Below are 25,011 nucleotides of genomic sequence, written 5' to 3' on the forward strand. Positions count from 1 at the left end.
CGACGTCAGTCCTTGGGGAGGGCCTGTTCGCACCAGACGGCCTTGCCCGTCACGGTGCGACGGACGCCCCAGCGGCGCGCGAGGCGTCCGACGACGTGGAGGCCGCGGCCGGTCTCGGCGAGCGCCGTGTCGTCCGGCTCGTAGGTGCCGTGCACGCGGGGCCTGCCGTCGGACGAGTCCTGGACCTCGCACAGCAGCCCGCCCTCGCGGACCAGGCGCAGCGTGACCCGTCCCCCGGCGTGCCGGATCGCGTTGGTGACCAGCTCGGACGCGAGCAGCGCCGTCGAGTCGGCCAGCTCGCCCAGGCCCCACCTCTCCAGGCGGTCGCGGACCAGGCCGCGGGCTCGGCGCACCGCCGCGGGCTCGGCGGGCAGCTCCCAGCTCACGTGGTGGGACGCCGGGATGCGCCGCAGCCGCGCGACGAGCATCGCGATGTCGTCCCGGTGCCGGTCGTCGAAGACGCCGCCGAGCGCCCCGTCGCACAGGTCCGCCAGCGACGACGCCCCCCTCGAGCCGCCCATCCCGCCCGCCGAGGCGTCCGCCTCCTCGCGGCGGTCGAAGACGCGACGGAGCCGGGCGAGGCCGTCGTCGATGTCGCGGCCCCGGTTCTCGACCAGGCCGTCGGTGTAGAGGAACAGCAGCGTGCCGTCCTCGACGGTGAACACGCGGCTGGCGACCGGGCCGTCGCCGACGCCGAGCGGCGGGGACGGCGGGACGTCCAGGTAGGTCGCGGGCGCGCCGGGCGCGGCGAGCAGCGGCGGCAGGTGCCCGGCGCTGGCGACCTCGCACCGCCCGGTGACCGCGTCGTACACCACGTACGCGCAGGTCGCGAAGTGCGGCTCGCGCTCGCCGAGGGTGGACATCAGCAGGTCGAGCCGTTCCAGGGCCTCGGCGGGCGGCAGGTCGAGCCCGGCGAGGGTGTGGATCGCGGTGCGCAGCCGTCCCATCGTCACGGCGGCGCGCACCCCGTGCCCGGCGACGTCGCCGACGACGAGCGCGACGCGTCCGCCGGGCAGCGCGATCGACTCGTACCAGTCGCCGCCGACCTCCACCAGCCGCGAGCCCGGCAGGTAGCGGTGGTGCACGTCGACCGAGGACGGCGCGGACAGGCCGGTCGGCAGGAGGCTGCGCTGCAGCGTGAGCGCGGTGGCGCGTTCCCGGCCGTACCGGCGCGCGCCGTCCACGAACCGGGCGGCGCGCGCCGCGAACTCCATCCCGATCTCGATGTCGTAGGCGTCGAACGGGCGGTGCGCGGTGTCGCGGGTGCAGACGAAGAATCCGGCCGCGCCCGGCCGGTCCGAGTCGTCCAGGCGGACCGGCAGGAGCAACAGCGACATGCCCTTCAGCAGGTCGGCGACCGGCGGGCGGCCCCACTTCTCGGCGAGCAGCGTCGCGTCCTCGCCGCCGAGCGCGGTCAGGACGGGCTCGCCGGTCAGCAGGCACCGCTCGTGCGGCGTCCCGGACGGGTAGACCAGCACCTCGCCGGTCGGGAACGCCGCGTCCCAGGCCGAGTCGCCGTCGTCGGAGGCGAGCGCCATCCGCCGCAGCGGCGGCGTGCCGGACGCGGGCGGCTCCTCGGCGTCGACCACGCTCTCCAGGAGCAGCAGCGCGCCGGAGTTGCAGAAGTGCGGGACCAGGACGTCGATCAGGCCGCGCGCGAGCAGGTCGAGATCGAGGGTCGCCCCGATGCGGGGCAGGCCGTCCTCCAGGAGCGCGCGCCGGGTGACGGCCGGGTCGACGAACCGGTCGACGAGCGGCGTGGGCATCCGGATCACGGCGAGGGCGGCGGGGCAGGCGGCGGCGCCGGGCACGACCGGGCTCATCGGGTGGACGGTCACCACGGCCTCGCGCGCGACGCCCGCGTCGAGCTCGGCGGCCGAGCCGACCGGCAGCATGACGGTGCGCTCGCGGCCGGACCGCAGCGCCTCGGCCAGCGGCGCCGCGCCGCCGGGCACGACGTCCTCCAGCAGCGCGCCGCGCAGGCCTCCGGGACGGCCCGCGAGCAGCGTCTCGGCGTTCCGGTCGGACTGGATCACGCCGCCCGCCGAATCCAGGCCGAGCAGAAGAATCCGGGTGGACGACTCCATCGCATGATTATGGAACATTGGCGCTTCCCGGCGCGGCGATATGACCTTGGAGTTTCCTGAAAATCGGCCGAACGGCCATTCCCCGATAATGGCCACCCGGTCATTTCCGGCAACCGTCGCCGTCCGGACCGTTCCACCGTCCAGGACCTGCGCACCCCGCCGCCCCGGGCCCGCGCGAACCCCGCCCGGACCCCCGCCTGGGACCGCTCAGGACTTGCCGAAGACCTGCGGAGGCGGCACCGGCGCGTCGACGTCCTGGCCGTCCCTCAGCACCGCCGCGCCCGCCGCGAACGCGGCGAGGTCGTCCCCCTCGAGCAGCCGCGCGCGGAAGATCCCGCCCGCGGCGCGCCGGGTCAGCTCGGCGACCGGCAGCGGCGCCCGGGACGCCACGAGGATCAGGTTGCCGAACCGGCGCCCGCGCAGCACACCGGGGTCGCCGAGCAGCAGGGCGTGCGGGAACACCGACCGGACGGTCGAGGCGACGCGGCGCGCGAACGGCAGCCGGAACCCGTCCGCGACGTTCATCACGTAGGCGCCGCCGGGCCGCAGGACGCGCGCGACCTCGCGGGTGAACTCCTCGGTCGTCAGCTCGACCGGGATGGACGCCTCGCTGAAGGCGTCCAGCACCACCAGGTCGTCCGCGCCGTCCGGGACCGCGGCGAGCCCGGAGCGCCCGTCGACGACCCGGATCTTCAGGCCGGGGACGTTCTTGACGGGCAACTGCTCCCGGACGAGCTGGACGAGCCGTCCGTCCGGCTCCAGCACCACCTGGCGGGAGCCCGGGCGGGTCGCGGCGACGTAGCGGGGCAGCGTGCAGCCCGCGCCGCCGATGTGGACGGCGTCGAACGGCTCGCCGGGGGCGCCGAGGCAGTCGACCACGTCGCCCATCAGCCGCATGTACTCGAAGTCGAGGTAGGTCGGGTCGGCCAGGTCGACGTACGACTGCGGAACACCGCCGACCAGCAGCACCCAGCCGCCGTCGCGGTCGGCGTCGCGCAACAACTCGGCCTCGCCACCGGTGATCTCGTAGCGGTCCGCGCGGGGGCCGTCCCCGCTCCTGCTGCCCTTGCGCGCCATGCCCTCAGCCTATGCGTCCCCCGGCGCCCCCAGGACGGCCGGAGCGGCGGCGAAGTGGCAGGCGCTGGGGTGGTCCGAGCCGTCCCTGACCTCCAGCGCCGGGACCTCCTCGGCGCACACGTCGGCGGCCTTCCAGCAGCGGGTCCGGAACCGGCAGCCGGACGGCGGGTCGATCGGCGACGGCGGCTCGCCCTCCAGCTCGATCGCGGCGGGCGGCGCCTCCGGGTCGGGCACCGGAACGGCCGACAGCAGCGCCTGGGTGTACGGGTGCGTCGGGTTCCGGTAGATCTCCGCCGCGGTCCCGGTCTCGACGATCTTCCCCAGGTACATCACGGCGACCCGGTCCGACACGTACCGGACGGCGGCCAGGTCGTGGGCGATGAACACATACGACAGGCCGAGTTCGCGCTGCAGGTCCGCGAGCAGGTTCATGACCTGCGCGCGCACCGACACGTCCAGCGCCGACACCGGCTCGTCGCACACCACCACGTCCGGGCGCAGCGCGAGCGCGCGGGCGATCCCGACGCGCTGCCGCTGCCCGCCGGAGAACTGGTGCGGATAGCGGTCCACGTGGCTCGGGTCGAGGCCGACCAGCTCCAGCAGCTCGCGGACACGTGTCCGCCGCTCGCCCTTCGGCGCGACGTCCGGGTGGATCGCGAACGGCTCGGCCACGATGTCGCCGATCGTCATGCGCGGGTCCAGCGAGGAGTACGGGTCCTGCAGCACCATCTGGACACGGCGGCGCAGGGCGCGCAGCTCGCGGCGCGGCATGCCGAAGACGTCCCGGCCGTCGAACCGGACCGTCCCGGCCGTGGGCCTCTCGTCGGCGAGCAGGAGGCGCGCGAGGGTGGTCTTGCCGCAGCCGGACTCGCCGACGACGCCGAGCGTCTCGCCGCGCCGCAATTCCAGGTCCACGCCGTCCACGGCCTTGACCGTCCCGACGGCCCGCTTCACCACCACGCCCCGGGTGATCGGGTAATGCTTGACCAGGCCGTCCACCTGGAGGATCGGTTCATCCGGCATGTTCCACCTCCGTCTCCCCTGCGTACACCTCGGCCGCGAAGTGACAGGCCGCCTCGTGTCCCGGCGCGACGGCGACCAGCGGCGGCTCCTGCTCCGCGCACACCGCCTCGGCGCGCGGGCAGCGCGGACGGAACGGGCACCCGGACGGCAGCGCCGCCGGGTCCGGCGGGGCGCCGCGCACCGGCTCGAGGCGTCCGGCGTCCTGGTCGAGCCGCGGCACCGAGGCGAGCAGCCCGAGCGTGTACGGGTGCGCGGGACGTGCGTACAGCTCCCGCGCGGACGCGCGTTCGGCGACCGTCCCGGCGTACATGACGACCGTCCGGTCCGCGATGCCCGCGACCACGCCGAGGTCGTGGGTGATGAGGACCAGGCCCATGCCGAGTTCGTCGCGCAGCCGCGCGAGCAGCCGCATGATCTGCGCCTGGACGGTCACGTCCAGCGCGGTCGTCGGCTCGTCGGCGATCAGCACGTCCGGCTCCAGCGCCAGCGCCATCGCGATCATGATGCGCTGCCGCTGCCCGCCGGAGAACTGGTGCGGGTAGTCGCCGAGCCGCGTCGCCGCGGACGGGATCGCGACCCGTTCCATCAGCTCGACGGCCTTCGCCCGGGCCTCCTTGCGGCCGGTGCCGCGGTGCGCCCGGTACATCTCGGCGAGCTGCGCCCCGACCGGGATCACCGGGTTGAGCGCGGTCAGCGCGTCCTGGAACACCATCGCGATCCGGTCGCCCCGGAAGCGGCGGCGCTCCTTGTCGGGCAGGCCGAGCAGCTCGGTCCCGTCCAGCTTCACCGAGCCGCCGGTGATCCGGGCGGGCGGGGTGTCGAGGATGCCCATCACGGCCTGCGCCGCGACGCTCTTGCCCGAGCCGGACTCGCCGAGGATCGCCAGGGTCTCCCCCGCCGCCAGCGTGTAGCTCAGCCCGTTGACCGCGCGCACCTCGCGTCCGCGCACGCTGAAGGCGACCCGCAGGTCGCTCACCTCGAGCAGGGGCGTCGCGTCGCCGTCCCCGGGGCCGGTCGGATTCTTGGTCGCCGCAGTCATGGTCACCGCAGTTTCGGGTCCAGGGCGTCGCGCACCGCGTCGCCGAGCAGCAGGAACGACAGCACCGTGGCGGACAGGAACAGCGCCGGGAAGACCAGCAGGTGCGGGTGGTCCACGACGTAGGACTGGGCCAGGTTCAGCTGGAGCCCCCAGGACACCTTCGGGTACTGGAGGCCGACGCCGAGGAAGTCCAGCGTGGCCTCGCCCGCGATGACGTTCCCGACGTTCAGCGTCGCCACCACGATCACCGGCGCGATCGCGTTCGGCAGGACGTGCCGGGCCATGATCCGCGCGTCGGACGCGCCGAGCAGCCGGGCCGCGCGCACGTAGTCGGCGTCCCGGACCGAGATCACCTGCCCGCGCATGATCCGGACCATGGTCGTCCAGCCGAGCAGCACCAGCACCAGCGTCATCGCGCCGATCCCGTGGCCGGGGAAGGCGACCAGCACGACGGTCGCGCCGAGCACGAACGGCAGGCCGAAGAACACGTCGGTGAGCCGGGCGATCACCGCGTCCACGACGCCGCCGTAGTAGCCCGACATCAGCCCGAACACCAGCGCGATGAGCAGCGCGAACAGCGTCACGACCACGCCGATCAGCAGGGTCGGCCGGGCGCCGTGGACGACGTGCGCGTAGTAGTCGCAGCCGGCCAGGTCGGTGCCGAACCAGTGCGCCCCGGACGGTCCCTGCTTGGCGACGTTCGGGTCGCAGTTCTGGTTGACGCCCCGGTCGGTGAACAGGCGCGGGACGGCCGCCATCAGCGCGACCAGCACCAGCACGGCCGACGCCGTCCAGAACAGCGGGCGGCGGCTCAGGTCGTACCAGGCGTCCCGCCACAGGGACGCGGCCGGGCCCTCGACCAGCCCGCCCGCCTCGGCGACGGCCGCGCCGGTCTCCCCGGTCTGCACGTCAGTCATAGCGGATCCTCGGGTCGAGCAGGCCGTAGAGCAGGTCCACGACGAGGTTCACCAGGATGAAGATGAGCACGAGCAGGGTGACCGCGCCGACGACGACGGGCCCCTCCTTGAGCTGGATGGACTGGAACACCTGCTGGCCGACGCCGGGCAGGTTGAAGATGCCCTCGGTGACGATCGCGCCGCCCATGAGCGACCCGAAGTCGACGCCGAGGTAGGTGACGACGGGGATCAGCGAGTTGCGCAGCCCGTGCCGGACGACCACGCGCGTCCGGCTGAGGCCCTTCGCGCGGGCCGTCCGGACGTAGTCGGCGCGCAGGTTCTCGGCCAGGCTCGTCCGGGTGAGGCGCGCGACGTAGGACAGTCCGAACGAGCCGAGCACCATGCCGGGCAGCAGGTAGCTGTAGGGCCAGCCGTCGTCCACGCCCGCGGACGGGAAGATCGGCCACTTCACCCCGAGCAGGATCTGCGCGGTGTACCCGACGACGAACACCGGGACGGCGATCAGCAGCGTCGTCCCGCCGAGGACGAGCGTGTCGGCGAGCTTTCCGCGGCGCAGGCCCGCCCACACGCCGAGCGCGATGCCGAAGACGAGCTCGAAGGCCCAGGCGGTGACCGCGAGCTTCGCGGTCACCTGCCAGCGTCCGGTCAGCATGGCGCTGACCTTCTGGCCGTCGTAGTTCTCGCCCAGGTCCCCGTGCGCGAGCAGTCCCCACATGTACTTGCCGTACTGCTCGAGCAGCGGGTCGTTCAGGTTGTACCGCTCACGCAGCGTGTGCAGGACGCTGTCCGGGACCGGCTTGTCCCCGGCCATCGCCTGGATCGGGTCGCCCGGCAGGGCGAACACCAGCAGGTAGATCAGCAGGGTCGTGCCGATGAAGACCGGTACCGCCTGGAGCAGCCGCCGCAGTGCGTACCGCCACATCTACTTCTTCACCGTGACTTCGTCCACCAGCAGGCCGAGCGCGTAGGGGGTGACGGTCACGTTGTCGACCTTGCTGGACCGGCCCGCCTGGCCCGCCCAGGTCCACAGCGGGATCTGCGGCATCTCCTGGAGCGCGACGTCCTCGGCCTGGTTGTAGAACTTGACGGCCTCGGCCTGGTCGGCCGCGCCGTTGGCCTTGCCGATGAGGTCGTTGAACGGCTTGCTGTCCCAGCCCATGCGGTTGCCCGGCCCGTACATGTTCTCCAGGTAGTTCTGGGGGCTCGGGTAGTCGGCCTCCCAGTTCTGCCGGTACGGGCCCTTCTCCCCGCGCTTGCGCAGGAGGCTGAAGTAGTCGGACGCCGGGATCTGCCGGAACTGCACGTCGGTGATGCCGAGGTTCTGCTTCAGCGAGTTCGCGACGATCTGCATCCACTGGTAGTACGTGGGCTGCGCGTTGGAGAAGTACAGCTCCATCGTGCCCTTGAACCCGCCGGCCTCCTGGAACAGCTGCTTGGCCTTGGCCGGGTTGAAGGCGCACAGCTCGCCGCAGGCGTTGTCGCGGTGCCCCTGGACCGCGGGCGGCAGGATCGAGTCGGCCACGATGTAGTCGCCGTTGTAGACCGCCTTGTTGATGCCCTGCCGGTCGATGGCCATGGAGATGGCCTGCCGGAACTTGGGGTTGGCGTAGCGGGAGTCCCACAGCGGGAAGGCGAGGTAGTCGATCGTGCTCTTCTTGTGCGCGATGAACCGGTCGCCGAGCAGCCGCTTCGCCTCGGGCACCTTCGCCGCCGGGATCGTCTGCAGGACGTCGATGCGTCCGGCGCGCAGGTCGGTGTAGGCGGTGTCGGCGCTGGAGTAGCTCTTCCAGGTGATGCCCTTGTTGTGCGGCTTGCGCTGCCCCTGGTAGCCCTCGAACGCCTTCGCCTTGATCTGGACGTTGTGCTGCCAGTTGCCGTCCATCTCGTACGGGCCGTTGCCGATCGGGTGGTCGTCGAACGCCTTCATGTCCTTGAAGGCGGCCTTCGGCAGCGGCGCGTACGCCGGGTAGGTCAGCAGGTACGGGAACTGGCTGAACGGCCCGTCCAGCGTCACCTTGAGCGTCGTGTCGTTCTCGACCTGGAGACCGGACAGCTTGTCGGTCTTCGGCTTGGCGTTGGTGTCCTCGGGGTTGAGGTCGGCGTAGCCCTGCAGGTGCTGGAAGTACTCGTTCGCCTGGGTGGCGTTCGGCCCGTAGGCCGCCCAGTTCCACGCGTCGGCGAAGCTCGAGGCGGTCACCGGCTCGCCGTTGTGGAACTTGCGGCCGGGCTGGAGCTTGATCGTCCAGGTCTTCTGGTCGGCGGTGTCCACCGACTGGGCGGCCAGCGGGTACGGCTTGCCGTCCTTGGTGAGCCCCTCGATGTTGTCGAACAGGTTCGTGATGACGTCGAAGGAGTAGCTGCTGGTGGTGTTGCCGGGCGTGAGGTGGTCGGGTTCGGAGTGCCCCATGGTGAAGGTTCCGTCGCCCGACTTGCCGCCTCCGCCGCAGGCCGTCGCACCCGTCGTCACGGCGAGCAACACCGCCGCGGCCGCCGCCGTTCTACCCAGGCCCGTCATGTGCCCTCCCTCGCGCGTCGCGTTGCGGAAGCCTTCGTACCGTTGAAACGATCTTCGTATCCCCGTCATGCGAGATTCGTCACCTATTCGAGATCACTTCACCGGAAGGAATCCCCCTGTGTCTGGATCGGCAGCCGCAGCGACCGCGTTCCCGGGCTCCGGCCGGGCGGACGCGTCCGCCGAGGTCAGCGACATCTGCTCCGAACTGATCCGGTTCGACACCACCAACCGGGGCGAGGGCGACGCCGAGGGCGAGCGCGCCGCCGCCGAGTACGTCGCCGGGCTCCTGGCGGACGTCGGCGCCGAGCCGGTCGTCGTCGAGTCCGCGCCGGGACGCGCCAGCACGCTCGTCCGCATCGCCGGGACCGACCCGTCCCACCCCCCGTTCCTGATCCACGGCCACCTGGACGTGGTTCCCGCCGAGGCGTCCGACTGGCGGGTCCACCCGTTCTCCGGCGAGGTCGAGGACGGCTGCGTGTGGGGACGCGGCGCCGTCGACATGAAGGGCTCGCTCGCGCTGACGCTCTCCGTCGTCCGGCAGCGGCTCCGCGAGGGCCGCCGGACGCGCGGTGACCTGGTGCTGGCGTTCCTCGCCGACGAGGAGTGCACCGGTGACTTCGGCTCCCGGCACGTGGTGACCGAGCACGCGGACTGGTTCGACGGCGTCACCGAGGCGATCAGCGAGTCCGGCGGGTACAGCGTCACGGCCCCGTCGGGCGCGCGCGTCTACCCGGTCGCGGTCGGCGAGCGGTCCACCGCGTGGATGCGGCTCACCGCGCACGGCACCGCCGGGCACGGGTCCAAGCCCGCTCCGGACAACGCGGTCGCCGAGCTGGCCCACGCGATCTCGCGACTCGCCTCCTACCAGTGGCCGGTGCGGCTCACCCCGGCCGTCCGGGCGCTGATCACCGAGCTCGGCGACGTCCTCGGCGAGCCCATCGACCAGGACCGGCTGGAGGCGGAGGCCGAACGGCTCGGGCAGATCGGCAAGCTGTTCGCCGGAACGGTCCGCAACTCGGCGAACCCGACCCGGCTGGACGCGGGCTACAAGGTCAACGTGATCCCCGGCTCGGCGTCGGGCCAGGTGGACGGCCGCTACCTGCCGGGCCTGCGCGAGGAGTTCCTCACCACGATCGACCGGCTGCTCGGCCCCAGGGTGACCCGCGAGTTCATCAACCACGAGGAGGCGCTGCCCGGCGACCCGTCCGGGGCGACGTTCACCGCCCTCTCGGACGCGCTGCGCGCCGAGGACGAGGCGGCCCGTCCCGTCCCGTACGTGATGGCGGGCGGGACCGACGGCAAGTCCTTCGCGCGGCTCGGGATCCGCAGCTTCGGCTTCGCGCCGCTGCTGCTCCCGCCCGACCTGGACTACTTCGCCATGTTCCACGGCGTGGACGAGCGCGTCCCGACCGCCGGGCTGGAGTTCGGCACCCGCGTCCTGGACCGCTTCCTCGACACCCGCTGACTCCGGCCCCGCGAGACGGGGTATCCCCCAGGAGTGGATCTCACCAGCGCCGCGCGGCGGCTCTACGGGGTGGCCCCCGAGGAGTTCACCGCCGCGCGCCGCGAACTCGTGGAGCTCGCCCGGAAGGACGGTGACGCCGCGCTCGCCAAGCGGGTCGGGGCGCTGCGCCGTCCGACCATGTCGGCGTGGGCGGTGAACCTGCTGTCCCGGGACGCGGCGCCGGAGCTCCAGATGCTCCTGGACACCGGGTCCGACCTGCGCGCGGCGTGGGCGGAGGGCCGGCCGATCGGCGGGCTGGAGCAGCGGCGCGGCGAGCTGGTCGACCTGCTCGTCCGGGCCGCCCGCCGCCTCGCCGACCAGGCCGGGCGGCCCCTGCGCGACCCGGCCGTCCGGGAGGTGGAGGACACCCTGCTCGCCGCGACCGTCGATCCGGGCGCGGCGGACGAGGTCGGCGGGGGCGCGCTGACCCGTCCGCTGAGCCACACCGGCTTCGTCCCCGCGGGCTTCGCGCCCGCCGCCTCGCCTGCTCCGGCCGCGACGCCCGCCACCAAGCGCGCGGCGGCCCCGAGAACGACTCCGAACCACAATCCGTCCGCGGCACGGCAGAAGACCCAGGTCACCGGGAAACGGACTGAGCGTGCCCGTCAGCGTGCCGAGACGGCCAAGCAGGCAGAGGAGGCCGACCAGCGCGCGGCGAAGGCGGAGCGGCTCCTGGAGTCGCGAGAGGCGGAGGCCGAGGCGGCCCGCCGGGAGCTGGACGAGGCGGAGGCCGGCGTCGAACGGCTCCGCGCCGACCTGGAGGCCGCCGAACGCCACAGTGATCGCCTTCAGCGGCGCGCGGAACGCGCGGAACGGCGCCGGGCGCAGGCCGCCGACGCCGCCGCGCGCGCCCGAACGAAAGCGGACGAATACGGATGATCCTCACCCCCCGCTGACAGAACGCACCGCCGCCATGCAGTAGGTTCGGGGCCGAACGAGATTCGGAACCGAGGGGGACGACAGGTGGCGGAACCGCTGACGGAGCAGCCCGCGGACTGGACCGAGCCGGGCGCGCACCCGGTCGCGCCCGGCGTGCACCGCATCCCGCTCCCGCTGCCCGTCGCGTCCCTGCACGCGGTCAACGTGTACGTGATCGAGGAGCCGGACGGCCTGGTCGTGGTCGACTCCGGCTGGGCCATGCCGGACAGCCGCAAGGCCCTGGAGGGCGCGCTGCGGCTACTCGGCCACCGCCTGGAGGACGTCGCGCAGTTCCTCGTCACCCACGCCCACTGGGACCACTACTCCCAGGCCCTCGCCCTGCGCGCCGACTTCGGCGGACGGGTCCGGATCGGCCGTGGCGAGCGGCCCACGATCGAGGCGTTCGACGTCCGGGACCGCCTGTACCCGCGCCAGGCGGAGCTGCTGCGCCGCAGCGGAGCGGACGCGATCGCCACCGAGATCGCCGAGCTCGTCGTGAACGCCGCCGAACGCCAGATGATGCCGGACATCCTGCCGGACGCCTGGCTCGACGACGGCGAGCGCGTCGACCTGACGCGCCGCTCGCTCGACGTCTTCGCCACCCCCGGCCACACGCGCGGCCACGTCGTCCTGCGCGACGCCGCCGCCGGGCTGCTGTTCGCCGGGGACCACGTGCTCCCCCACATCAGCCCGTCGATCGGCCTGGAGACCGAGCCGGAGCCCAAGCCCCTGCGCAGCTACCTGGACTCGCTCCGGCTCGTCCGGGACATGCCGGACACCCTGCTCCTCCCCGCGCACGGAGCGGTCACCCCGAGCGTCCACACCCGCTTGGACGAGCTGCTGCACCACCACGAGCAGCGCCTCGACGTCGCCGCCGGGCACGTCCGCGCGGGCCACGGCACGGCCTACGAGGTCGCCGCCGCGATGTCCTGGACGCGCCGCCAGCGCAAGCTGGACGACCTGGACGTGTTCAGCCGGATGCTCGCCGTCCTGGAGATCGACGCGCATCTGGACGTCCTCGTCGACCAGGGCGTCCTCGTCGCCCACGAGGCCAACGGCGTCCGCACCTACGCGCTCGCGTAAGGCCCGCGTCCGCTGGGGTCACGCCCGAGGTAGGCCACCAGAAGATCGCCGGGGTCGGTGGCGTCCGGCACCGGAACGGGCCGGGCGAACAGCGCCCCGCGCATGTCCGCCGTGACGAGCCGGGGCGCGTGCCGCAGCAACCCCAGCGCCAGCCCCGGCGGAACGGGACGCCGCGCACCCGTCGCCCGCCCGACGTCCCAGCCGTGGACGGTCAGCTCCATCGCCCCCACCACGGCCAGATCGGCCCGCCCGAGGACGCAGTCCCCGACGGCCACCAGCGCGACGTCCCCCCTCAGCCCGACCAGCCGCGTGATCCCGTCCCGGACGACGTCCACAAGATCGGCGGCACCGGCCCGGCAAGCCTCCCACCCCTCCACCGGGCCGACGATTCCACCGGTCGTCGCCTCGGCGAGCCCCGTCACCGAGGCGTCCAGATGCCCCAGCAGCGCGCGCAGATCCCACCCGGCACACGGCGTCGGGCACCCGAATGTCTCCGGCCCCACGTCCGCCAGGCTGCCGAGGGCGTACGCCGCGCCCCGCGCAAGCAGCCTCGCAGCGTCCGCGTCCCGCCTCCGCGCCGTCTCCGCGAACCGTCCCTGCGCACCGCCCGTCCCACCGCTCGCGCTCATGACACGCTCCCCTCGCCCGGAGATGACCTCCGGAGCGCGGGGAACTCATCGCCGCGGGCGCACGACCGACTCCCCATGATCATTTCGCGCGGCCGCTCGCGATGACTTTCCGCGCCCCCACCGGTCGTTCCCTCGAAGAGCCGCCAAGGCTCCGTTCCCGCGAAGGAGACGATCACGATGGCACTACCGGACGTCGTCACACCCGAGGAGTGGCTGGCCGCCCGCAAACGCCTGCTGGAGAAGGAGAAGGAGCTCACCCGCGCCCGGGACGCGCTGAACGCCGAGCGCCGCCGCCTGCCCATGGTCGAGATCGCGACCGACTACGTCTTCGAGGGCCCGGACGGCGAGGTCGGCCTGGCCGGCCTGTTCGAGGGCCGCCGCCAGCTCGTCGTCTACCACGCGATGTTCGCCCCGCAGGACGACGCGACCTGCCCGAGCTGCGCGAACTGGCTCGACCAGGTGTCCCGCGGCCACCTGAACCACCTGCGGTCCCGTGACACCACGTTCGCGGCGGTCTCGCGCGCCCCGATGGCCAAGATCACCCCGTTCCGGGAGCGGATGGGCTGGACGTTCCCCTGGTACTCGGCCGGTGAGGGCCCGTTCAACTACGACTTCCACGTCTCACTCGACCCCGACAAGGCGCCCCTGGAGTACAACTACCGCTCCGCCGCCGAGTGGAAGGCGCACGACTGGGACCCGACGAGCTGGGAGGCGCCCTACGACCTGCACGGCCTCAGCTGCTTCCTGCGCGACGGCGACACCGTCTTCCACACCTACTCGGCCTACGGCCGGGGCACCGAGGCCCTCGGCGGCTCCTACTACTTCCTGGACGTCACGGCCCTCGGCCGCCAGGAGCCGTGGGAGGAACCGAAGGACCGCACGGCCGACAACCCTCCGCAGGCGGGCGACAGGCGTCTGCCCTACCCCGACGAATACGACGTCTAGGGCGCCTGTTTAGGCTGGTCCTCCCCCTGCCCCCGGCGGAAGGACCCCATGCCCGAGCAGACCGAGATCACCTCGCCGGACGAGCTGCGCGCCCTGCTCGGCGAGGTGATGCCACGCGCCCGTGACAAAGAGCGTCCGCTCCTGCACGCCCGCGACCGCGAGTGGCTCGCCGCCTCGCCGTTCTGCCTGATCGCGACCAGCGACGCCGACGGCAACTGCGACGTGTCCCCCAAGGGCGACCCCGCCGGGCAGCTCGCGCACGTCCTGTCCGACCGCGCGATCGCGATCGCCGAACGCCCCGGGAACCGCCGCGCGGACGGGTACTTCAACGTGCTGTCCAACCCGCACGCGGGCCTGCTGTTCTTCATCCCCGGCCGGAACGAGACGCTGCGGATCAACGGCCGCGCGCGCCTGGTGCGGGAAGCGCCCTACTTCGACGCCATGGTCGTCAAGGGGCACCGGCCGCTGCTGGCGCTCGAACTCGAGATCGAGACGATCTACTTCCACTGCGCCAAGTCGTTCCTGCGCTCTCAGCTGTGGAAGCCGGAGACCTGGGACCCCGACGTGCTGCCCTCGCACGCCCGGATCACCAAGGAGGTCATGGCCACGCCGGAGAGCGTGGAGGAGCTGGAGGAGTACTACGGCGAGTCGTACTCCAAGCGGCTCTACAAATCCTGACCTACCGGAGACGCCCCTGTCATCCGGCGGTCATCGGCCCCCGCGCACGCCGCGGGGGCCGCCACCCGGAGCGTCAGCCGCTCTTGCGGCGGAACTGGCGCTGGTGGTCGGCGCGCTCGTGGACGCCCTTCACCTTTCCCGCCCCGTTCCCGCTCCGCCCACGGTTCGCGGACGCGGCGCGCTTGCGTTCCAGGGCCTCCCGGAACCTGCGCTTCACCTCGTCCTCGCCGGCTTCGTTCTCGGTCGAGTCGGCCATGTGGACCTCCAACTTTCGTAGGGCGGTACAAGCCTCGCACGTCCGCGGACCGCTCGTGGTTCCGGGCCGTCCGCTTTCAGCTGAGCGCCCACCTCGACCACCACCCCACGAAGGCCCCCGGGCCCGTCCGGTGGTTCCTGGTGGTCAGCCCGCCCGAGCGCTGCTCTCCCCATGACGATCCGCCCCGGCGGCCTGGACGGGCGCGCAGGGGTCAGAAGTTGGCGAAGTGGTTGCTCATGACGAGTTGGTTGTCGTGTTTGATCCCGGCGCCGATGAGGTTGTAGACCTGCGTGCTGCTGCCGCTGCAGTGGGGCGCGAGCCTGTAGCGGGTTTCGAAGGGGCCGCGGCTTCCGGGGAACTTCAGAACGATCTGGCCTTGGCTGGTGCGGGACCACGTGAACTTGTACGACGTGCCCGCGGCGGTGGCCTTGCCGGTGCCGTTGGCGCTGAAATCCGTCGAGAAGCCCGCGCCGGCGTTGCTGGAACTGCTGAGGCCCAGGATCGTCCCGTAGAAGTTGCTGAGGAGATCGTTGGGCTTGGCTCCGCAGTTCGGGTTGTCGGCGTCGGCGCCGGTGGCGGCCAGGACCACTCCGGCGGCGGTCCCGGTGGTCAGGGCGAGCCCGACCGCGCCGGCCGCGAGGAGCAGTCGATGCCGGAGGCTCGCACGGGTGGTGTTCATAAGCGGGGGTCCCTTTCGCTCGCCTGGGGCGGGAGAAGGCACCCGGCCCACCATCACAGAATGTGATGATCACGCGCCTTTCGCGCTCGTCAGCGAGGGAGTGTTGCCTGCTGGGCGGGAGATGCGGCCCTGACCTCGACCGATGGCATGCACCTACTCAGAGCTTCCATATATTTACACTCTGTTACCATCGGCGAGTGTCCGCGCCCACGGCCGCAACCCGCTCAGCAGCAAGGAGTGATCATGAAACGACTCCCCGGCCGGATCGCCCTCACGTTTGCCGTGGTGACGGCCGCCGCAGGGCTGACCATGCCCGCCTCCGCCACCTCAGTGGACGACAACTGCCAGCGCACCGGCTACGTCGGCGGGCTCTACAGCGGCGATCTGCCCTCGGGCAAAGAGGTCAGGCTCTACTTCAGGGAACCCGCGAACGATCAGTACACCTACACCATCGCGGGTGGCCCGAAGCAGCAGCACAGCATGGCGATCTTCCCCTACGGGGAAGGAGGCAAACGGTGGGTCAGACTCGGCGGGCCCGACTTTCACGGGGCCTTCCCCCAGAATCAATGCAACGAGCGTGGGCAGGTCGTCAAGCTCACCCTGGAAACCGAGAAGAAGCCGCGACAGCGGGTGACCATCGAGCGCGTCTGACCAACGATCCCAACGCCGGCGCCGGGCGGCGGCGATCCCTTCTCCTCAGGTCAATCGCCTGATCACCTCAGCCCCCACCACCACCAACGCCACCGCCGCCGCCACCGGGCGTGGCCCCGATGATGGCCTGCGTCTCCCGACCGATCATCTCCTGCAGCGGCACGCCGTCGATGTTGCTGAGAATGATGCCGACCCAGTCGGAGGACGGATATATGTCCCAGTTGGCGCCGACACCCGGATTGCCTCCGGCGCGCTGGTACCTCCACTGGCGGTTGACGATGGAGGCCGTGATCCCGTACGCGCCGAACGACGTCGGGCCGTGGGGGATCTTCGCGCCGGTGAGCACGTCGGCCCAGGGCCGGTCCAAAAGCGTGCCGTCGCTCAGCGCGTGCGCGAACCGGACCAGGTCCGGCGCGGTGGCGAAGCCGCCGTCCCCGGGGGCGTCGATGAAGGCGCGGCCCGGGTTCTTGCCGAGTACGTTCTGGCCAGGGCTGCTCTTGTCCAGGTTGCGGACGGCGTCGATCTGGCTGCCGTCGGCCATCGTCATGTACGGGTGCGCGATGTGCTTGTCGGTGAGCCACTGCGGCCGGGTGTAGAACGCCGAGCCGGTCATGCCGCAGCGCTTGAAGATGTTCTCCTGGACGTAGTCCCAGTAGGTCGTGCCGGCCACGGCCTCCACGATCAGCGCGGAGATGGTGACCTCCGCCTGCGCGTGGGCGGTGTCGGGAGCGCCCGGGACGCCCACCAGTCTCGCCTGCCGGGCGCGCTGCTTGTAGTACTCGTGCACCTCCTTGCGGCTCCGGAAGACGCGTCGCACGTCCTCCTCCGGGCTGTCCAGCCCGGACGTGGCGGAGAGCAGGTGGTGGACGGTCACCTGCTCGGCGATGTCCTTGGCGTAGCCCTTCAGGTGGGTGCCCACCGTGTCGGACAGCTTCAGCTTGCCCTGCTGGGCCAGTTGCAGGAGGGCCACCGCGTGGAACGGCTTGCCCGCCGAGCTGAGGCTGAACGCGATGCCTTCGTGATTGCGGATCCCCTTCTCCTTGTCGGCCATGCCGTAGCTGCGGGACAGCACCGTCCGGCCCTTGTGCGACAACAGCACCACCCCGGAGAACCTGCCCTCGGCGGCCAGCTTCGCCACGTACCGGTCATAGGCCCCGCCGGGACGGGTGTCCGGCGGGATGTCGGGGCCGGTCGGGGCCGTACGTCCCGCAGCTGCGGCATGCTCGGATCGGGAGCCCAGCAGCGGCACGGCGCCGGCCGCCACCACGCCGCCGGCCGCCAACCCGCCCAACCCGAGCAGCCGCCGCCGATTGACACCACGTACGGACTCCGAGTCCATGATCACGATCCATTCCCGATCGACGAGCCGACCGTCGCGGGGATGCTGCGGTCCATGCCTCCACTGAAGACGAGGGGCTGTTGCAGTGGCGTATGCGGCTTTCGATACGCCCGCGATACATCGGAAGCCCCTGCAGCAAAGAACCAGCGCAAGCGGGCAGTGAGAGGCCCCGTCGATGGTGATGGCTACGGCCCGACTACTGCAGGCGCTGGACGACTCGTCCTAGCCAGGGCCAGCAACCAGCCAGGCCCCGAAAAGGGGGAACCGGGCGGACCGAACCGGACATCGGGTGAATACGTGATCCATCGGACGGGCCCTAGCCTCGCTCCGCGCGGTGCGTGTGCGCGTGGGCCCCGGGCCTGCCGCCACGTCCCCGCGCGCGGCCACGCCCCCCGCCTTGATCACGCCCGTGCTCGGCGGGCGGCCCGCACCACCGCTCCAGCGCCTCGCGGATCTCGGCGGCGCGGTGTTCCGGGACGGCCTCGTCCGTCGCCCAGGCGATGTACCCGTCGGGCCGGACGAGCACGGTCGAGCGCGTCGGACCGCCCGCCGGGACGCAGTGCACGCGGCCCGGCCAGTGCCGGTCCGCCAGGTAGGTGACCGCCGGGTCGTTCGTGGCGACGACCAGCACGAACCGGCCGTCCCGCAAAGCCTCGTAAAGGTGCCCGCCGCCCGCGAGCCGCACGTCCGGGGCGCGCCGCCCCGTCAGCCGGTGCGCGCCTCGCGGCGCGTGGTAGGAGATGTCGATCCCGGACACCCGGCCCGCCAGCCGCCGCGCCACCGGCGGCGTCCGCGTCGCCGCCCCCAGCAGGAGGTCCCGGCCGAGCCTCGCCGCGCGTCCCTCCAGCAGCAGGCCGCGCAGCAGCGCGCCGCTGCCCAGCAGCACGGCGCGCCCCACCGGGAACCGCTCCTCGTGGTAGCTGTCGAGCAGCCAGGACGGCGCGTCCCCGCGCAGTTGCGCGACGAGCTTCCAGCCGAGGTTCGCCGCGTCCTGGAGGCCGGTGTTCATGCCCATGCCGCCGACCGGGGAGTGCACGTGCGCCGCGTCCCCGGCCAGGAACACCCGTCCCACCCGGTAACGCGGGGCCTGCCGCTCGTCGCTGCGGAACCGCGACATCCAGCGGACCTCGCCCATCCCGAGGTCGCTGCCCAGGACGCGCCGGAGGATCATGCGCAGCTCCCCGACGTCCACCGGCTCCGAGTCGGGCGCCTGGTGCTCCCGGTTCCAGCCGATCACCCGGTACCAGCCGTCCCCGAACGGCGCGACGAACGCGAGGGCGTCACCGGAGCCCCCGACCGTCAGCGCCTCCTCGGGCGGGTCGGCGAGCCGCACGTCCGCGAGCATCACCGACCGCAGCACCGACTGGCCCGGGAACGGCAGCCCGACCGCCTCGCGGACCGTGCTGCGCCCGCCGTCCGTGCCGACCACGTACGCGGCCTCGGCCGATTCCTCCCGGCCGTCCTTGCGGTACCGGACCTCGGCGGCGTCACCGTCCTGCCGCAGCCCGACGACCTCGGCGCCGCGGATGATCCGCGCGCCCGCGGCGAGTGCCCGCCGCTCCAGCACCCGCTCGGTCTCGAACTGCGGCGTGATCAGGACGAACGGGTACCGGCCCGGCAGCGCCGACAGGTCGAGCCGGGACCCTCCGGGCACCCTGACCGACCCGACCCGCCGTCCCGTCTCCAGCAGCTCGTCCGCGACGCCGCGGATGTGCAGCGTCTCCAGCGTCCGAGCGTGGACGGCGAACGCCCGCGTCAGGTTCGGGACGTCCGCACGGCGCTCCAGCACCGTGCAGTCCACCCCGGCGGCGGCCAGGTCCCCGGCCAGCAGCAGCCCGGCCGGTCCTGCCCCCACGATCACGACGTTGTCGGTGCCCGTCATGGCGGCACCCCTCTCCAGCGGAGTCCGGTGCCCGGGACCCTTCCCCGGATCGCGCCGGTCTCACCGCCGCCGGGGCATGCCAGACCACCCCTTGACCACTCGCGGCCGCGAAGCAGAGGTCCGCCGCAGCCCGGCCGGGCTCCGGCGGACCAGAACACACGTTCCAGCAGGGCTCGAATCAGCCCAGACCGGCACAGATCACGCCCACATGCCTCAGATCACGCAAGAGCGCCTCGCCTCATGTCCCGAAGGCGAGGATCACACCTCGCGGGCGCGCAGGTTCAGGCCGAGGGCCCGGAACTGCTCTACGGGGTGGTGGTAGCCGCGCTCGATGTGGTGGACGCCGCGCAGCGTGGACGGCCCCTCGGCGACGGCGGCCGCGAGCACGGCCGAGAACCCGGCCCGGATGTCCGGCATGGTCACGTCGCCGCCGCGCAGCTTCGTCACACCCCGCACGACCGCCGAGTGCAGCGCGGCCGTGTCGTGGTACCGGCAGGCGGGACCGCCGAGGCAGGTGTCGTAGACCTCGATCTCCGCGCCCATGCTCTGCAGCGCCGGGACGTAGGCCAGCCGGTTCTCGTACACCGTCTCGTGCAGCACCGACATGCCGTCCGCCTGGGTGAACAGCACCATCAGCGGGGTCTGCCAGTCGGTCGCGAACCCGGGGTGGGTGTCGGTCTGGACGGCCGCCGCGCGCAGCCCCTCCGGCGCCGACGCCATGATCCACTCGTCGGTGATCTCGAACCGGGCGCCCATCCGGTCCAGCGTGGTGATCGCGGTGACCAGGCGGTCCTGCGGGCAGCCGTGCACCCGCACCTCACCGCCGGTGACCAGGCCCGCGACCAGGTACGAGAACGCCTCGATCCGGTCCCCGGCCAGCCGGGTGCGCGCGCCGTTCAGCCGCGACACCCCCTCGACCACGATCCGCCGGTCCGGCGCGAACGAGATCCGCGCGCCCATCCGCTGCAGGAACAGCGCCAGCTCGATGATCTCCGGCTCGGTCGCCGCGTTGCGGATCACCGTCTTGCCCTGCGCCCGGACGGCCGCCAGCAGCACCGTCTCGGTCGCGCCGACGCTCGGGTAGGGCAGCGTGATCCGGGTGCCGACCAGGCGGCTCGCGCGGGCGTGGATGCCGTCCTCGGCGATCTCCACCTCCGCGCCGAACGCGCGCAGCGCGTCCACGTGGAAGTCCACCGGACGGCGGCCGATCGGGTCGCCGCCGACCAGCGGGACGAACGCCTCCCCGGCCAGGTGCAGCAGCGGCCCCAGCATCAGGATCGGAATCCGGTTCAGCCCGGTGAACGCCTTCGGGACGTTCGGCTCGGCGACCGGTCCCGGAACGATCGTGATCTCCCCGTCGGAGCGCTCGACGCGCATCCCGAGGTGCTCCAGCATCGCGCCGGTGATGCCGACCTCGCCGACGTCGGGCGCGTTGGTGATGGTGCTGGGCCCCTCTCCCAGCATCGCCGCGACCATGTGCTTACTGACCGCGTTCTTGGCCCCTCGCACGGTGACGTCGCCGCGCAGCGGCCCGGACGGCTCGATCTCCCACACCTTGTCACTCACCCGAGCAGCCTATGACCGTGCCGCGAAGGGACCAACCCGGCGTCCCGGGCGCGGTCGGCTACCGTCGGCCGTATGGATCATGGTTCCCCCACCCTCCGTCCCGTCCGGGAAGACGATCTTCCGTTCCTGGAGTCCTTCTTCAGCGACCCGCACGTCGCGGGCGACTTCGCCTGGCACGGCCACACCGACGCGCGGCGCTGGGCACGGCGCTGGCACGAGAACGGCCTGATCAGCGACGACAGCAGCGTCCTGCTGGTGGCGGGCGGCGAGGACCGGCTCGGGTTCGTCGCCTGGCACAAGGTGATCGCCAACCCCCTCACGCACTACTACAACTTCGGCATCGGCCTGCACCCCGACCACCGCGGCAAGGGCGTCGGGACGGAGGCCCAGCGGCTCCTCATCCGCTACCTGTTCGCCTACACCCGGACCCACCGGCTCGAGGCGGACACCGAGCTGGAGAACATCGCCGAGCAGCGCACGCTGGAGAAGCTCGGCCTCACCCGCGAGGGGATCATCCGCGAGGTCGCCTTCCGGGACGGCGCGTGGCGCGACGGAGTCCGCTACTCCATCCTCAGCACCGACCCCCGGCCCTGACACCGGGCGCGCCCCCGGCCGCCCGAGGCTCACGAGCAGCCCTGGAACTCCGGGACGGTATCGACCAGGTTCGTGAGCCCCGACGCCCCGAACCACTTGCGGAGCAGCCGCGGCGCGGTGCCGTCCTGGTAGAGCCTCGTGATCGCCTTGTTGACCGCCTCACAGCCGTCCACGTCGCCCTTGCGCAGCCCGACGCCGTACGGCTCCTCGGTGAACGGGCGGTTCAGGATCCGCACCTTGCCGCCGTTCTGCGCGGCGAACCCGGCGAGCACGAGATCACCCGTGGAGACCGCGTCCAGCGACCCGTCCAGCAGCCTGCCGACGCACGCCGAGTACGACGGCTCCCGCACCAGCGTCGCGTCGACTCCGAGCCCGCGCACCACCCGGGACGTCGAGACCGAGCCGCTCGCCTCGCACATCCTCCGTCCGGCCAGCCCCCGGACGTCCCGGATCCGCCGCTCCCCGGTCCGCACCATGATGTCCTGGTGCGCCACGTAGTACGGCCCGGCGAACGTCACCTTCGTCGAGCGCTCGGCGGTGATCGAGTACGAGGCGAGCACCAGGTCCACCTTGTGCGTGTTCAGCAGCGCCTCCCGGTTCCCGGAGGTGACCGCCGCGAACCGGACGTCGGACGCCCCGACCCGCTTCCCGATCTCCCCGCCCAGGTCCACCTCGAACCCGCTGAACACCCGGGCGCCCGAGTCCGCCAGGCCGAGCCCCGGCTGGTCCGCCTTGACCCCCACGACCAGGGTCCGTTTCCCCGCGACCGAGCCGCCCGTCGCCGCGTCCGCGGCACACCCCGTCAACCCCAGAGCGAGCCCCGCCGCGGCGGCGACCCGTAGGACAGCTTTCACGCCTAACGAATAACCGCGGGACACGTCCACCAGATGAACACTGGGCGAGATGCACGGGTTGGTGACGGAAACTCCCCATCGCCGGACGCCACGCCGATACGATCGCCGACACGGACGGTCCACGACGGGGAATCGAGGTTGGAGCATGCCGGCGGAGTGGGCGCCCCAGGGCATCGACACGAGCAGGCCCAGCGTCGCGCGCGTGTACGACGTCGCCCTCGGCGGCAAGGACAACTTCGCGGTCGACCGGGCCGTCGCGCAGCGCCTCCAGGACGGCCTCCCCGAGATCATGAGCATGGCCCGGGTCAACCGCGCCACACTCGGACGCGCCGTCCGGCTCATGGCCGAACGCGGCGTCCGGCAGTTCCTCGACCTCGGCGCGGGACTCCCCTCGGCGGACAACACCCACCAGGTCGCCCAGCGCGTCGCCGCGGCCTCCCGCGTCGTCTACGTCGACAAGGACCCGATCGTCCTCGCGCACGGCCGCGCCCTGCTCGCCGACGACGACCGCACCGCCGTGATCACCGCGGACCTGCGGGACCCGGAGACCGTCCTGGGCCACCCGGAGGTCGCCCGCCTGATCGACTTCTCGCAGCCCGTCGGCGTGCTCTTCGTCGCGATCCTGCACCACCTGCACGACGACGAGGACCCCAAGGGCATCGTGGACGCCTACATGTCCGCCGTGCCGTCCGGGAGCCACCTGTTCGTCTCCCACTTCTGCGACTTCGGCCCGCTCTCGCAGGAGCTCCAGCGCCGCTTCCTCGAGCTCCTGGGCACCGGCCGCTTCCGCACCTCCAAGGAGATCACCGCCTTCTTCGACGGCTACGAACTCCTGCCGCCCGGCGTCGTCCCGAACCCGCAGTGGCACCCCGACGAGCCTCCGCCCGCCGACCTGTCCCTCGCCCAGCGGATGCACTACGCCGGCATGGCCCGCAAGCCCTGACCAGACCCCGGCCCCTGCTCAGCCGCGCGCCGGAGGACGACTCCGCGCCGCGATCTCCGCGAGTTCCCCGGAAGTCAGCGCCGGAACATCGCTCGGATTCGCCGCCCCGGGACGCAGCCCGTCCAGGTAGAACCTCAGACACCGCCGCCACGCCCCCGGCACGACCTCCATGCTCTCCCCGATCACCCGGGACATCCCGAGCACGAGCAGCGCCACGTCCGACGCCTCGAAGTCAGGACGGAGCGCACCCGCGTCCCGGGCCCGCTCGATGACCCGTCCCAGGTCCCGCATCCCACGGCCGCACGCCTCCTCCATGCCGCTCGCCGCCGTGAACCCCGCCGCCAACGCCTCGTTCAGCCCACGATCCTCGGCCTGAAGCGCGAACAGCCCCTCCATGAACACCACGAACCCGTTCCATGGGTCCGGGTCGGCCAGGGCCTCGGCGGCCACGCGGTCCAGGCCGGTGAGCCGGTCCCGGAAAACCGCGTCGACCAGTTCCTCCCGTGTGGGGAAGTGGTTGTACAGCGTCCCGATGCTGACCCCTGCCTCACGGGCGACGTCCTCGAGGGGCGCGGCCAGCCCACGCCGGGCGAACACCTTCGCCGCGGCCGTCACCAGCTTGTCGCGGTTACGCCTGGCGTCCGCGCGCAGCGGCCGGGATCCGATGGCGGTCACGCCCGCCATTGTACGAACCTGAGGACATCCTCAACTTTGTGCCAGCGTGCCACTCAACTTGAGGAATGCCTCAAGTTCTGCCACCGGAAGGGATCGCCCATGTCCGAACGCGCCACCGGAACAGCCGTGATCCTCGGAGCCGGTCCGGGGCTGGGCATGTCGATGGCCCACCGCCTGGGACGCGAGGGCCATCCCATCGCCCTCGTGTCCCGCACCGGAAGCCGCCACGCCGCCTACCTGGCCGAGCTCGCCGACGCGGGCGTCACAGCGGCGTCCTTCCCCACCGACGTCCGCGACGCCGCCCGCCTCCGGAGCACCCTGACGGCCATCGCCGCATGGCAGGGCCCCGTGGACGTCCTGTACTACGGCCCCGGCGCGGTCGACGATCCCAACGCGTTGCCCCGCCCGATCACCGAGACGTCCGGCGCGGACGTCAGCGAGGCCATGCGATTCGTCTATCCGGCCGTGGAGGCCGTCCAGGCCGTACTTCCCGGCATGCGGGGGCGCCGTTCAGGGACGCTGCTGTTCGCCGGCGGCCTGAGCTCCGTCATCCCACTGCCACCGCTGGGCGCCCACGCCCTCTCGTCCGCGGCGCTCCGGAACTACGCCATCACGCTCAACGCAGCCCTCGCACCGGACGGCGTCTACGCGGCCACTCTCACGATCGGTGGCGTGGTCGAACGCGGCGACATCCACCGCCACATCACCGCCCACCCCGACCGCTACGGCAACCTGGCGGCCCAAACCCTGAACCCGGACGTGATCGCGGACGAAGCCTGGTCCATGACCCTCAAACGCAACCGCGCCGAAACCATCTTCAACGCCCTCACCACCTGAGAAAAGAACCCAAACAAAAAAGGGCCCCGCCACAAGTGGCGGGGCCCATAAAAAAAGTAGCGAGGCCCCGCCATTTCTGGCGGGGCCTCACCCAATATATGTCCGGCGGCGTCCTACTCTCCCACACAGTCTCCCATGCAGTACCATCGGCGCTGAGGGGCTTAACTACCGGGTTCGGGATGGGACCGGGTGTTTCCCCCTCGCCATAACCACCGAACGATCAACGCACAACCCTGAAACACCGGGTTGGCAAGTCTCGTTCGAGCCGTCAAAGCTCGGATATTCACTTTATAGCGGTTCAACCAGGATTGTTTTCTGGG

Annotated in this window: 24 protein-coding genes and 1 rRNA gene; 9 read left to right on the top strand and 16 right to left on the bottom strand. The window is 72.1% G+C overall.

What is annotated here, in order from left to right:
- Positions 1-5 precede the first annotated feature (5 nt).
- From P696_RS0129025 to P696_RS0129055, 7 genes are all read right to left on the bottom strand, one after another.
- Complete coding sequence (locus P696_RS0129025; RefSeq protein WP_026415075.1) at positions 6-2,087, bottom strand: ATP-binding SpoIIE family protein phosphatase; 2,082 nt, start codon at positions 2,085-2,087, stop codon at positions 6-8.
- 207 nt (positions 2,088-2,294) lie between these two features.
- A complete protein-coding gene (locus P696_RS0129030; RefSeq protein WP_026415076.1) occupies positions 2,295-3,164 on the bottom strand; it encodes a spermidine synthase in 870 nt (289 codons plus the stop codon).
- Positions 3,165-3,173: 9 nt separating this feature from the next.
- Complete coding sequence (locus P696_RS0129035) at positions 3,174-4,187, bottom strand: ABC transporter ATP-binding protein (protein WP_026415077.1); 1,014 nt, start codon at positions 4,185-4,187, stop codon at positions 3,174-3,176.
- Positions 4,177-5,226, bottom strand: a complete 1,050-nt coding sequence (locus P696_RS0129040; protein ID WP_026415078.1) for an ABC transporter ATP-binding protein — start codon at positions 5,224-5,226, stop codon at positions 4,177-4,179. The genes P696_RS0129035 and P696_RS0129040 overlap by 11 nt, the downstream gene beginning before the upstream one ends.
- 2 nt (positions 5,227-5,228) lie before the next feature.
- Complete coding sequence (locus P696_RS0129045) at positions 5,229-6,143, bottom strand: ABC transporter permease (protein ID WP_026415079.1); 915 nt, start codon at positions 6,141-6,143, stop codon at positions 5,229-5,231.
- Positions 6,136-7,065, bottom strand: a complete 930-nt coding sequence (locus tag P696_RS0129050) for an ABC transporter permease (RefSeq protein WP_026415080.1) — start codon at positions 7,063-7,065, stop codon at positions 6,136-6,138. The genes P696_RS0129045 and P696_RS0129050 overlap by 8 nt, the downstream gene beginning before the upstream one ends.
- Positions 7,066-8,658 carry a peptide ABC transporter substrate-binding protein gene (locus P696_RS0129055; RefSeq protein ID WP_026415081.1) on the bottom strand — a complete coding sequence of 531 codons (1,593 nt, stop codon included), beginning with the start codon at positions 8,656-8,658 and terminating at the stop codon, positions 7,066-7,068. It abuts the gene before it with no gap.
- A 118-nt stretch (positions 8,659-8,776) separates the two neighbouring features.
- On the opposite strand from P696_RS0129055, the gene P696_RS0129060 reads away from it, so the two are divergent.
- The 3 genes from P696_RS0129060 to P696_RS0129070 all read left to right on the top strand — a co-directional run bounded on the left by P696_RS0129060 (position 8,777) and on the right by P696_RS0129070 (position 12,163).
- Positions 8,777-10,123, top strand: coding sequence for a M20/M25/M40 family metallo-hydrolase (locus P696_RS0129060; RefSeq protein WP_026415082.1), 1,347 nt, complete (start codon positions 8,777-8,779; stop codon positions 10,121-10,123).
- A gap of 33 nt (positions 10,124-10,156) precedes the next feature.
- Positions 10,157-11,041, top strand: a complete 885-nt coding sequence (locus tag P696_RS48865; RefSeq protein ID WP_051468315.1) for a hypothetical protein — start codon at positions 10,157-10,159, stop codon at positions 11,039-11,041.
- Between the two features lie 84 nt (positions 11,042-11,125).
- Positions 11,126-12,163, top strand: coding sequence for an MBL fold metallo-hydrolase (locus P696_RS0129070; protein ID WP_026415083.1), 1,038 nt, complete (start codon positions 11,126-11,128; stop codon positions 12,161-12,163).
- On the opposite strand, the gene P696_RS48870 is transcribed toward P696_RS0129070, so the two are convergent.
- Positions 12,148-12,792 (bottom strand): maleylpyruvate isomerase family mycothiol-dependent enzyme, encoded by a 645-nt coding sequence (locus P696_RS48870; RefSeq protein WP_051468316.1) that lies wholly within the window; start codon positions 12,790-12,792, stop codon positions 12,148-12,150. The genes P696_RS0129070 and P696_RS48870 overlap by 16 nt on opposite strands.
- 177 nt (positions 12,793-12,969) lie before the next feature.
- On the opposite strand from P696_RS48870, the gene P696_RS0129080 reads away from it, so the two are divergent.
- A complete protein-coding gene (locus P696_RS0129080) occupies positions 12,970-13,737 on the top strand; it encodes a DUF899 domain-containing protein (RefSeq protein ID WP_064744144.1) in 768 nt (255 codons plus the stop codon).
- Positions 13,738-13,785: 48 nt separating this feature from the next.
- A complete protein-coding gene (locus tag P696_RS0129085; RefSeq protein ID WP_026415085.1) occupies positions 13,786-14,415 on the top strand; it encodes a pyridoxamine 5'-phosphate oxidase family protein in 630 nt (209 codons plus the stop codon).
- 73 nt (positions 14,416-14,488) lie between these two features.
- Here P696_RS0129085 and P696_RS0129090 read toward each other — a convergent pair whose 3' ends face one another.
- Together P696_RS0129090 and P696_RS0129095 are read right to left on the bottom strand one after the other, a co-directional pair.
- Entirely contained in the window at positions 14,489-14,671 is a 183-nt protein-coding gene (locus P696_RS0129090; RefSeq protein ID WP_026415086.1) for a DUF5302 domain-containing protein, read from the bottom strand.
- A gap of 211 nt (positions 14,672-14,882) precedes the next feature.
- Positions 14,883-15,350 carry a hypothetical protein gene (locus tag P696_RS0129095; RefSeq protein ID WP_026415087.1) on the bottom strand — a complete coding sequence of 156 codons (468 nt, stop codon included), beginning with the start codon at positions 15,348-15,350 and terminating at the stop codon, positions 14,883-14,885.
- 243 nt (positions 15,351-15,593) lie between these two features.
- On the opposite strand from P696_RS0129095, the gene P696_RS0129100 reads away from it, so the two are divergent.
- A complete protein-coding gene (locus P696_RS0129100; RefSeq protein ID WP_157429981.1) occupies positions 15,594-16,001 on the top strand; it encodes a hypothetical protein in 408 nt (135 codons plus the stop codon).
- 67 nt (positions 16,002-16,068) lie between these two features.
- Here the strand turns inward: P696_RS0129100 and P696_RS0129105 are convergent, their stop codons facing one another.
- The 3 genes from P696_RS0129105 to murA form a co-directional block, all read right to left on the bottom strand.
- Positions 16,069-17,340: a serine hydrolase domain-containing protein gene (locus tag P696_RS0129105; RefSeq protein ID WP_034487600.1), complete on the bottom strand. Its 1,272-nt coding sequence runs from the start codon at positions 17,338-17,340 to the stop codon at positions 16,069-16,071.
- A gap of 316 nt (positions 17,341-17,656) precedes the next feature.
- Positions 17,657-19,222 (bottom strand): FAD-dependent monooxygenase, encoded by a 1,566-nt coding sequence (locus P696_RS48875; protein WP_064744145.1) that lies wholly within the window; start codon positions 19,220-19,222, stop codon positions 17,657-17,659.
- Positions 19,223-19,480: 258 nt separating this feature from the next.
- A complete protein-coding gene (gene murA / locus P696_RS0129115; RefSeq protein ID WP_026415090.1) occupies positions 19,481-20,788 on the bottom strand; it encodes a UDP-N-acetylglucosamine 1-carboxyvinyltransferase in 1,308 nt (435 codons plus the stop codon).
- A gap of 72 nt (positions 20,789-20,860) precedes the next feature.
- Between murA and P696_RS0129120 the strand changes: the two genes are divergently transcribed.
- Positions 20,861-21,382 carry a GNAT family N-acetyltransferase gene (locus P696_RS0129120; protein WP_026415091.1) on the top strand — a complete coding sequence of 174 codons (522 nt, stop codon included), beginning with the start codon at positions 20,861-20,863 and terminating at the stop codon, positions 21,380-21,382.
- A 29-nt stretch (positions 21,383-21,411) separates the two neighbouring features.
- Here the strand turns inward: P696_RS0129120 and P696_RS0129125 are convergent, their stop codons facing one another.
- A complete protein-coding gene (locus tag P696_RS0129125; RefSeq protein WP_245627849.1) occupies positions 21,412-22,125 on the bottom strand; it encodes a glutamate ABC transporter substrate-binding protein in 714 nt (237 codons plus the stop codon).
- Positions 22,126-22,381: 256 nt separating this feature from the next.
- On the opposite strand from P696_RS0129125, the gene P696_RS0129130 reads away from it, so the two are divergent.
- A complete protein-coding gene (locus P696_RS0129130; protein ID WP_026415093.1) occupies positions 22,382-23,179 on the top strand; it encodes an SAM-dependent methyltransferase in 798 nt (265 codons plus the stop codon).
- Positions 23,180-23,197: 18 nt separating this feature from the next.
- Here the strand turns inward: P696_RS0129130 and P696_RS0129135 are convergent, their stop codons facing one another.
- Positions 23,198-23,854 (bottom strand): TetR/AcrR family transcriptional regulator, encoded by a 657-nt coding sequence (locus P696_RS0129135; RefSeq protein ID WP_026415094.1) that lies wholly within the window; start codon positions 23,852-23,854, stop codon positions 23,198-23,200.
- Positions 23,855-23,953: 99 nt separating this feature from the next.
- On the opposite strand from P696_RS0129135, the gene P696_RS0129140 reads away from it, so the two are divergent.
- The gene (locus tag P696_RS0129140) at positions 23,954-24,691 is read left to right on the top strand and encodes an SDR family NAD(P)-dependent oxidoreductase (RefSeq protein WP_026415095.1); all 738 of its coding nucleotides are present in this window, start codon (positions 23,954-23,956) and stop codon (positions 24,689-24,691) included.
- Between the two features lie 100 nt (positions 24,692-24,791).
- Here P696_RS0129140 and rrf read toward each other — a convergent pair.
- Positions 24,792-24,908: ribosomal RNA gene (rrf, locus tag P696_RS0129145) — 5S ribosomal RNA — on the bottom strand.
- Positions 24,909-25,011: the final 103 nt, after the last annotated feature.

Source organism: Actinomadura oligospora ATCC 43269 (assembly GCF_000518265.1).
GTDB classification, from domain to species: domain Bacteria; phylum Actinomycetota; class Actinomycetes; order Streptosporangiales; family Streptosporangiaceae; genus Spirillospora; species Spirillospora oligospora.

Bases quoted from the DNA above. Each gene is read 5' to 3' on its own strand.
- P696_RS0129130 (WP_026415093.1), top strand. From the start codon at position 22,382: ATGCCGGCGGAGTGGGCGCCCCAGGGCATCGACACGAGCAGGCCCAGC.
- P696_RS0129095 (WP_026415087.1), bottom strand. From the start codon at position 15,350: ATGAACACCACCCGTGCGAGCCTCCGGCATCGACTGCTCCTCGCGGCC.
- P696_RS48870 (WP_051468316.1), bottom strand. From the start codon at position 12,792: ATGAGCGCGAGCGGTGGGACGGGCGGTGCGCAGGGACGGTTCGCGGAG.
- P696_RS0129025 (WP_026415075.1), bottom strand. From the start codon at position 2,087: ATGGAGTCGTCCACCCGGATTCTTCTGCTCGGCCTGGATTCGGCGGGC.
- P696_RS48875 (WP_064744145.1), bottom strand. From the start codon at position 19,222: ATGACGGGCACCGACAACGTCGTGATCGTGGGGGCAGGACCGGCCGGG.
- P696_RS0129090 (WP_026415086.1), bottom strand. From the start codon at position 14,671: ATGGCCGACTCGACCGAGAACGAAGCCGGCGAGGACGAGGTGAAGCGC.
- P696_RS0129080 (WP_064744144.1), top strand. From the start codon at position 12,970: ATGGCACTACCGGACGTCGTCACACCCGAGGAGTGGCTGGCCGCCCGC.
- P696_RS0129055 (WP_026415081.1), bottom strand. From the start codon at position 8,658: ATGACGGGCCTGGGTAGAACGGCGGCGGCCGCGGCGGTGTTGCTCGCC.
- P696_RS0129050 (WP_026415080.1), bottom strand. From the start codon at position 7,065: ATGTGGCGGTACGCACTGCGGCGGCTGCTCCAGGCGGTACCGGTCTTC.
- P696_RS0129120 (WP_026415091.1), top strand. From the start codon at position 20,861: ATGGATCATGGTTCCCCCACCCTCCGTCCCGTCCGGGAAGACGATCTT.
- P696_RS0129030 (WP_026415076.1), bottom strand. From the start codon at position 3,164: ATGGCGCGCAAGGGCAGCAGGAGCGGGGACGGCCCCCGCGCGGACCGC.
- P696_RS0129035 (WP_026415077.1), bottom strand. From the start codon at position 4,187: ATGCCGGATGAACCGATCCTCCAGGTGGACGGCCTGGTCAAGCATTAC.
- P696_RS0129045 (WP_026415079.1), bottom strand. From the start codon at position 6,143: ATGACTGACGTGCAGACCGGGGAGACCGGCGCGGCCGTCGCCGAGGCG.
- P696_RS0129085 (WP_026415085.1), top strand. From the start codon at position 13,786: ATGCCCGAGCAGACCGAGATCACCTCGCCGGACGAGCTGCGCGCCCTG.
- P696_RS0129040 (WP_026415078.1), bottom strand. From the start codon at position 5,226: ATGACTGCGGCGACCAAGAATCCGACCGGCCCCGGGGACGGCGACGCG.
- P696_RS0129100 (WP_157429981.1), top strand. From the start codon at position 15,594: ATGAAACGACTCCCCGGCCGGATCGCCCTCACGTTTGCCGTGGTGACG.
- P696_RS0129140 (WP_026415095.1), top strand. From the start codon at position 23,954: ATGTCCGAACGCGCCACCGGAACAGCCGTGATCCTCGGAGCCGGTCCG.
- P696_RS0129105 (WP_034487600.1), bottom strand. From the start codon at position 17,340: ATGGACTCGGAGTCCGTACGTGGTGTCAATCGGCGGCGGCTGCTCGGG.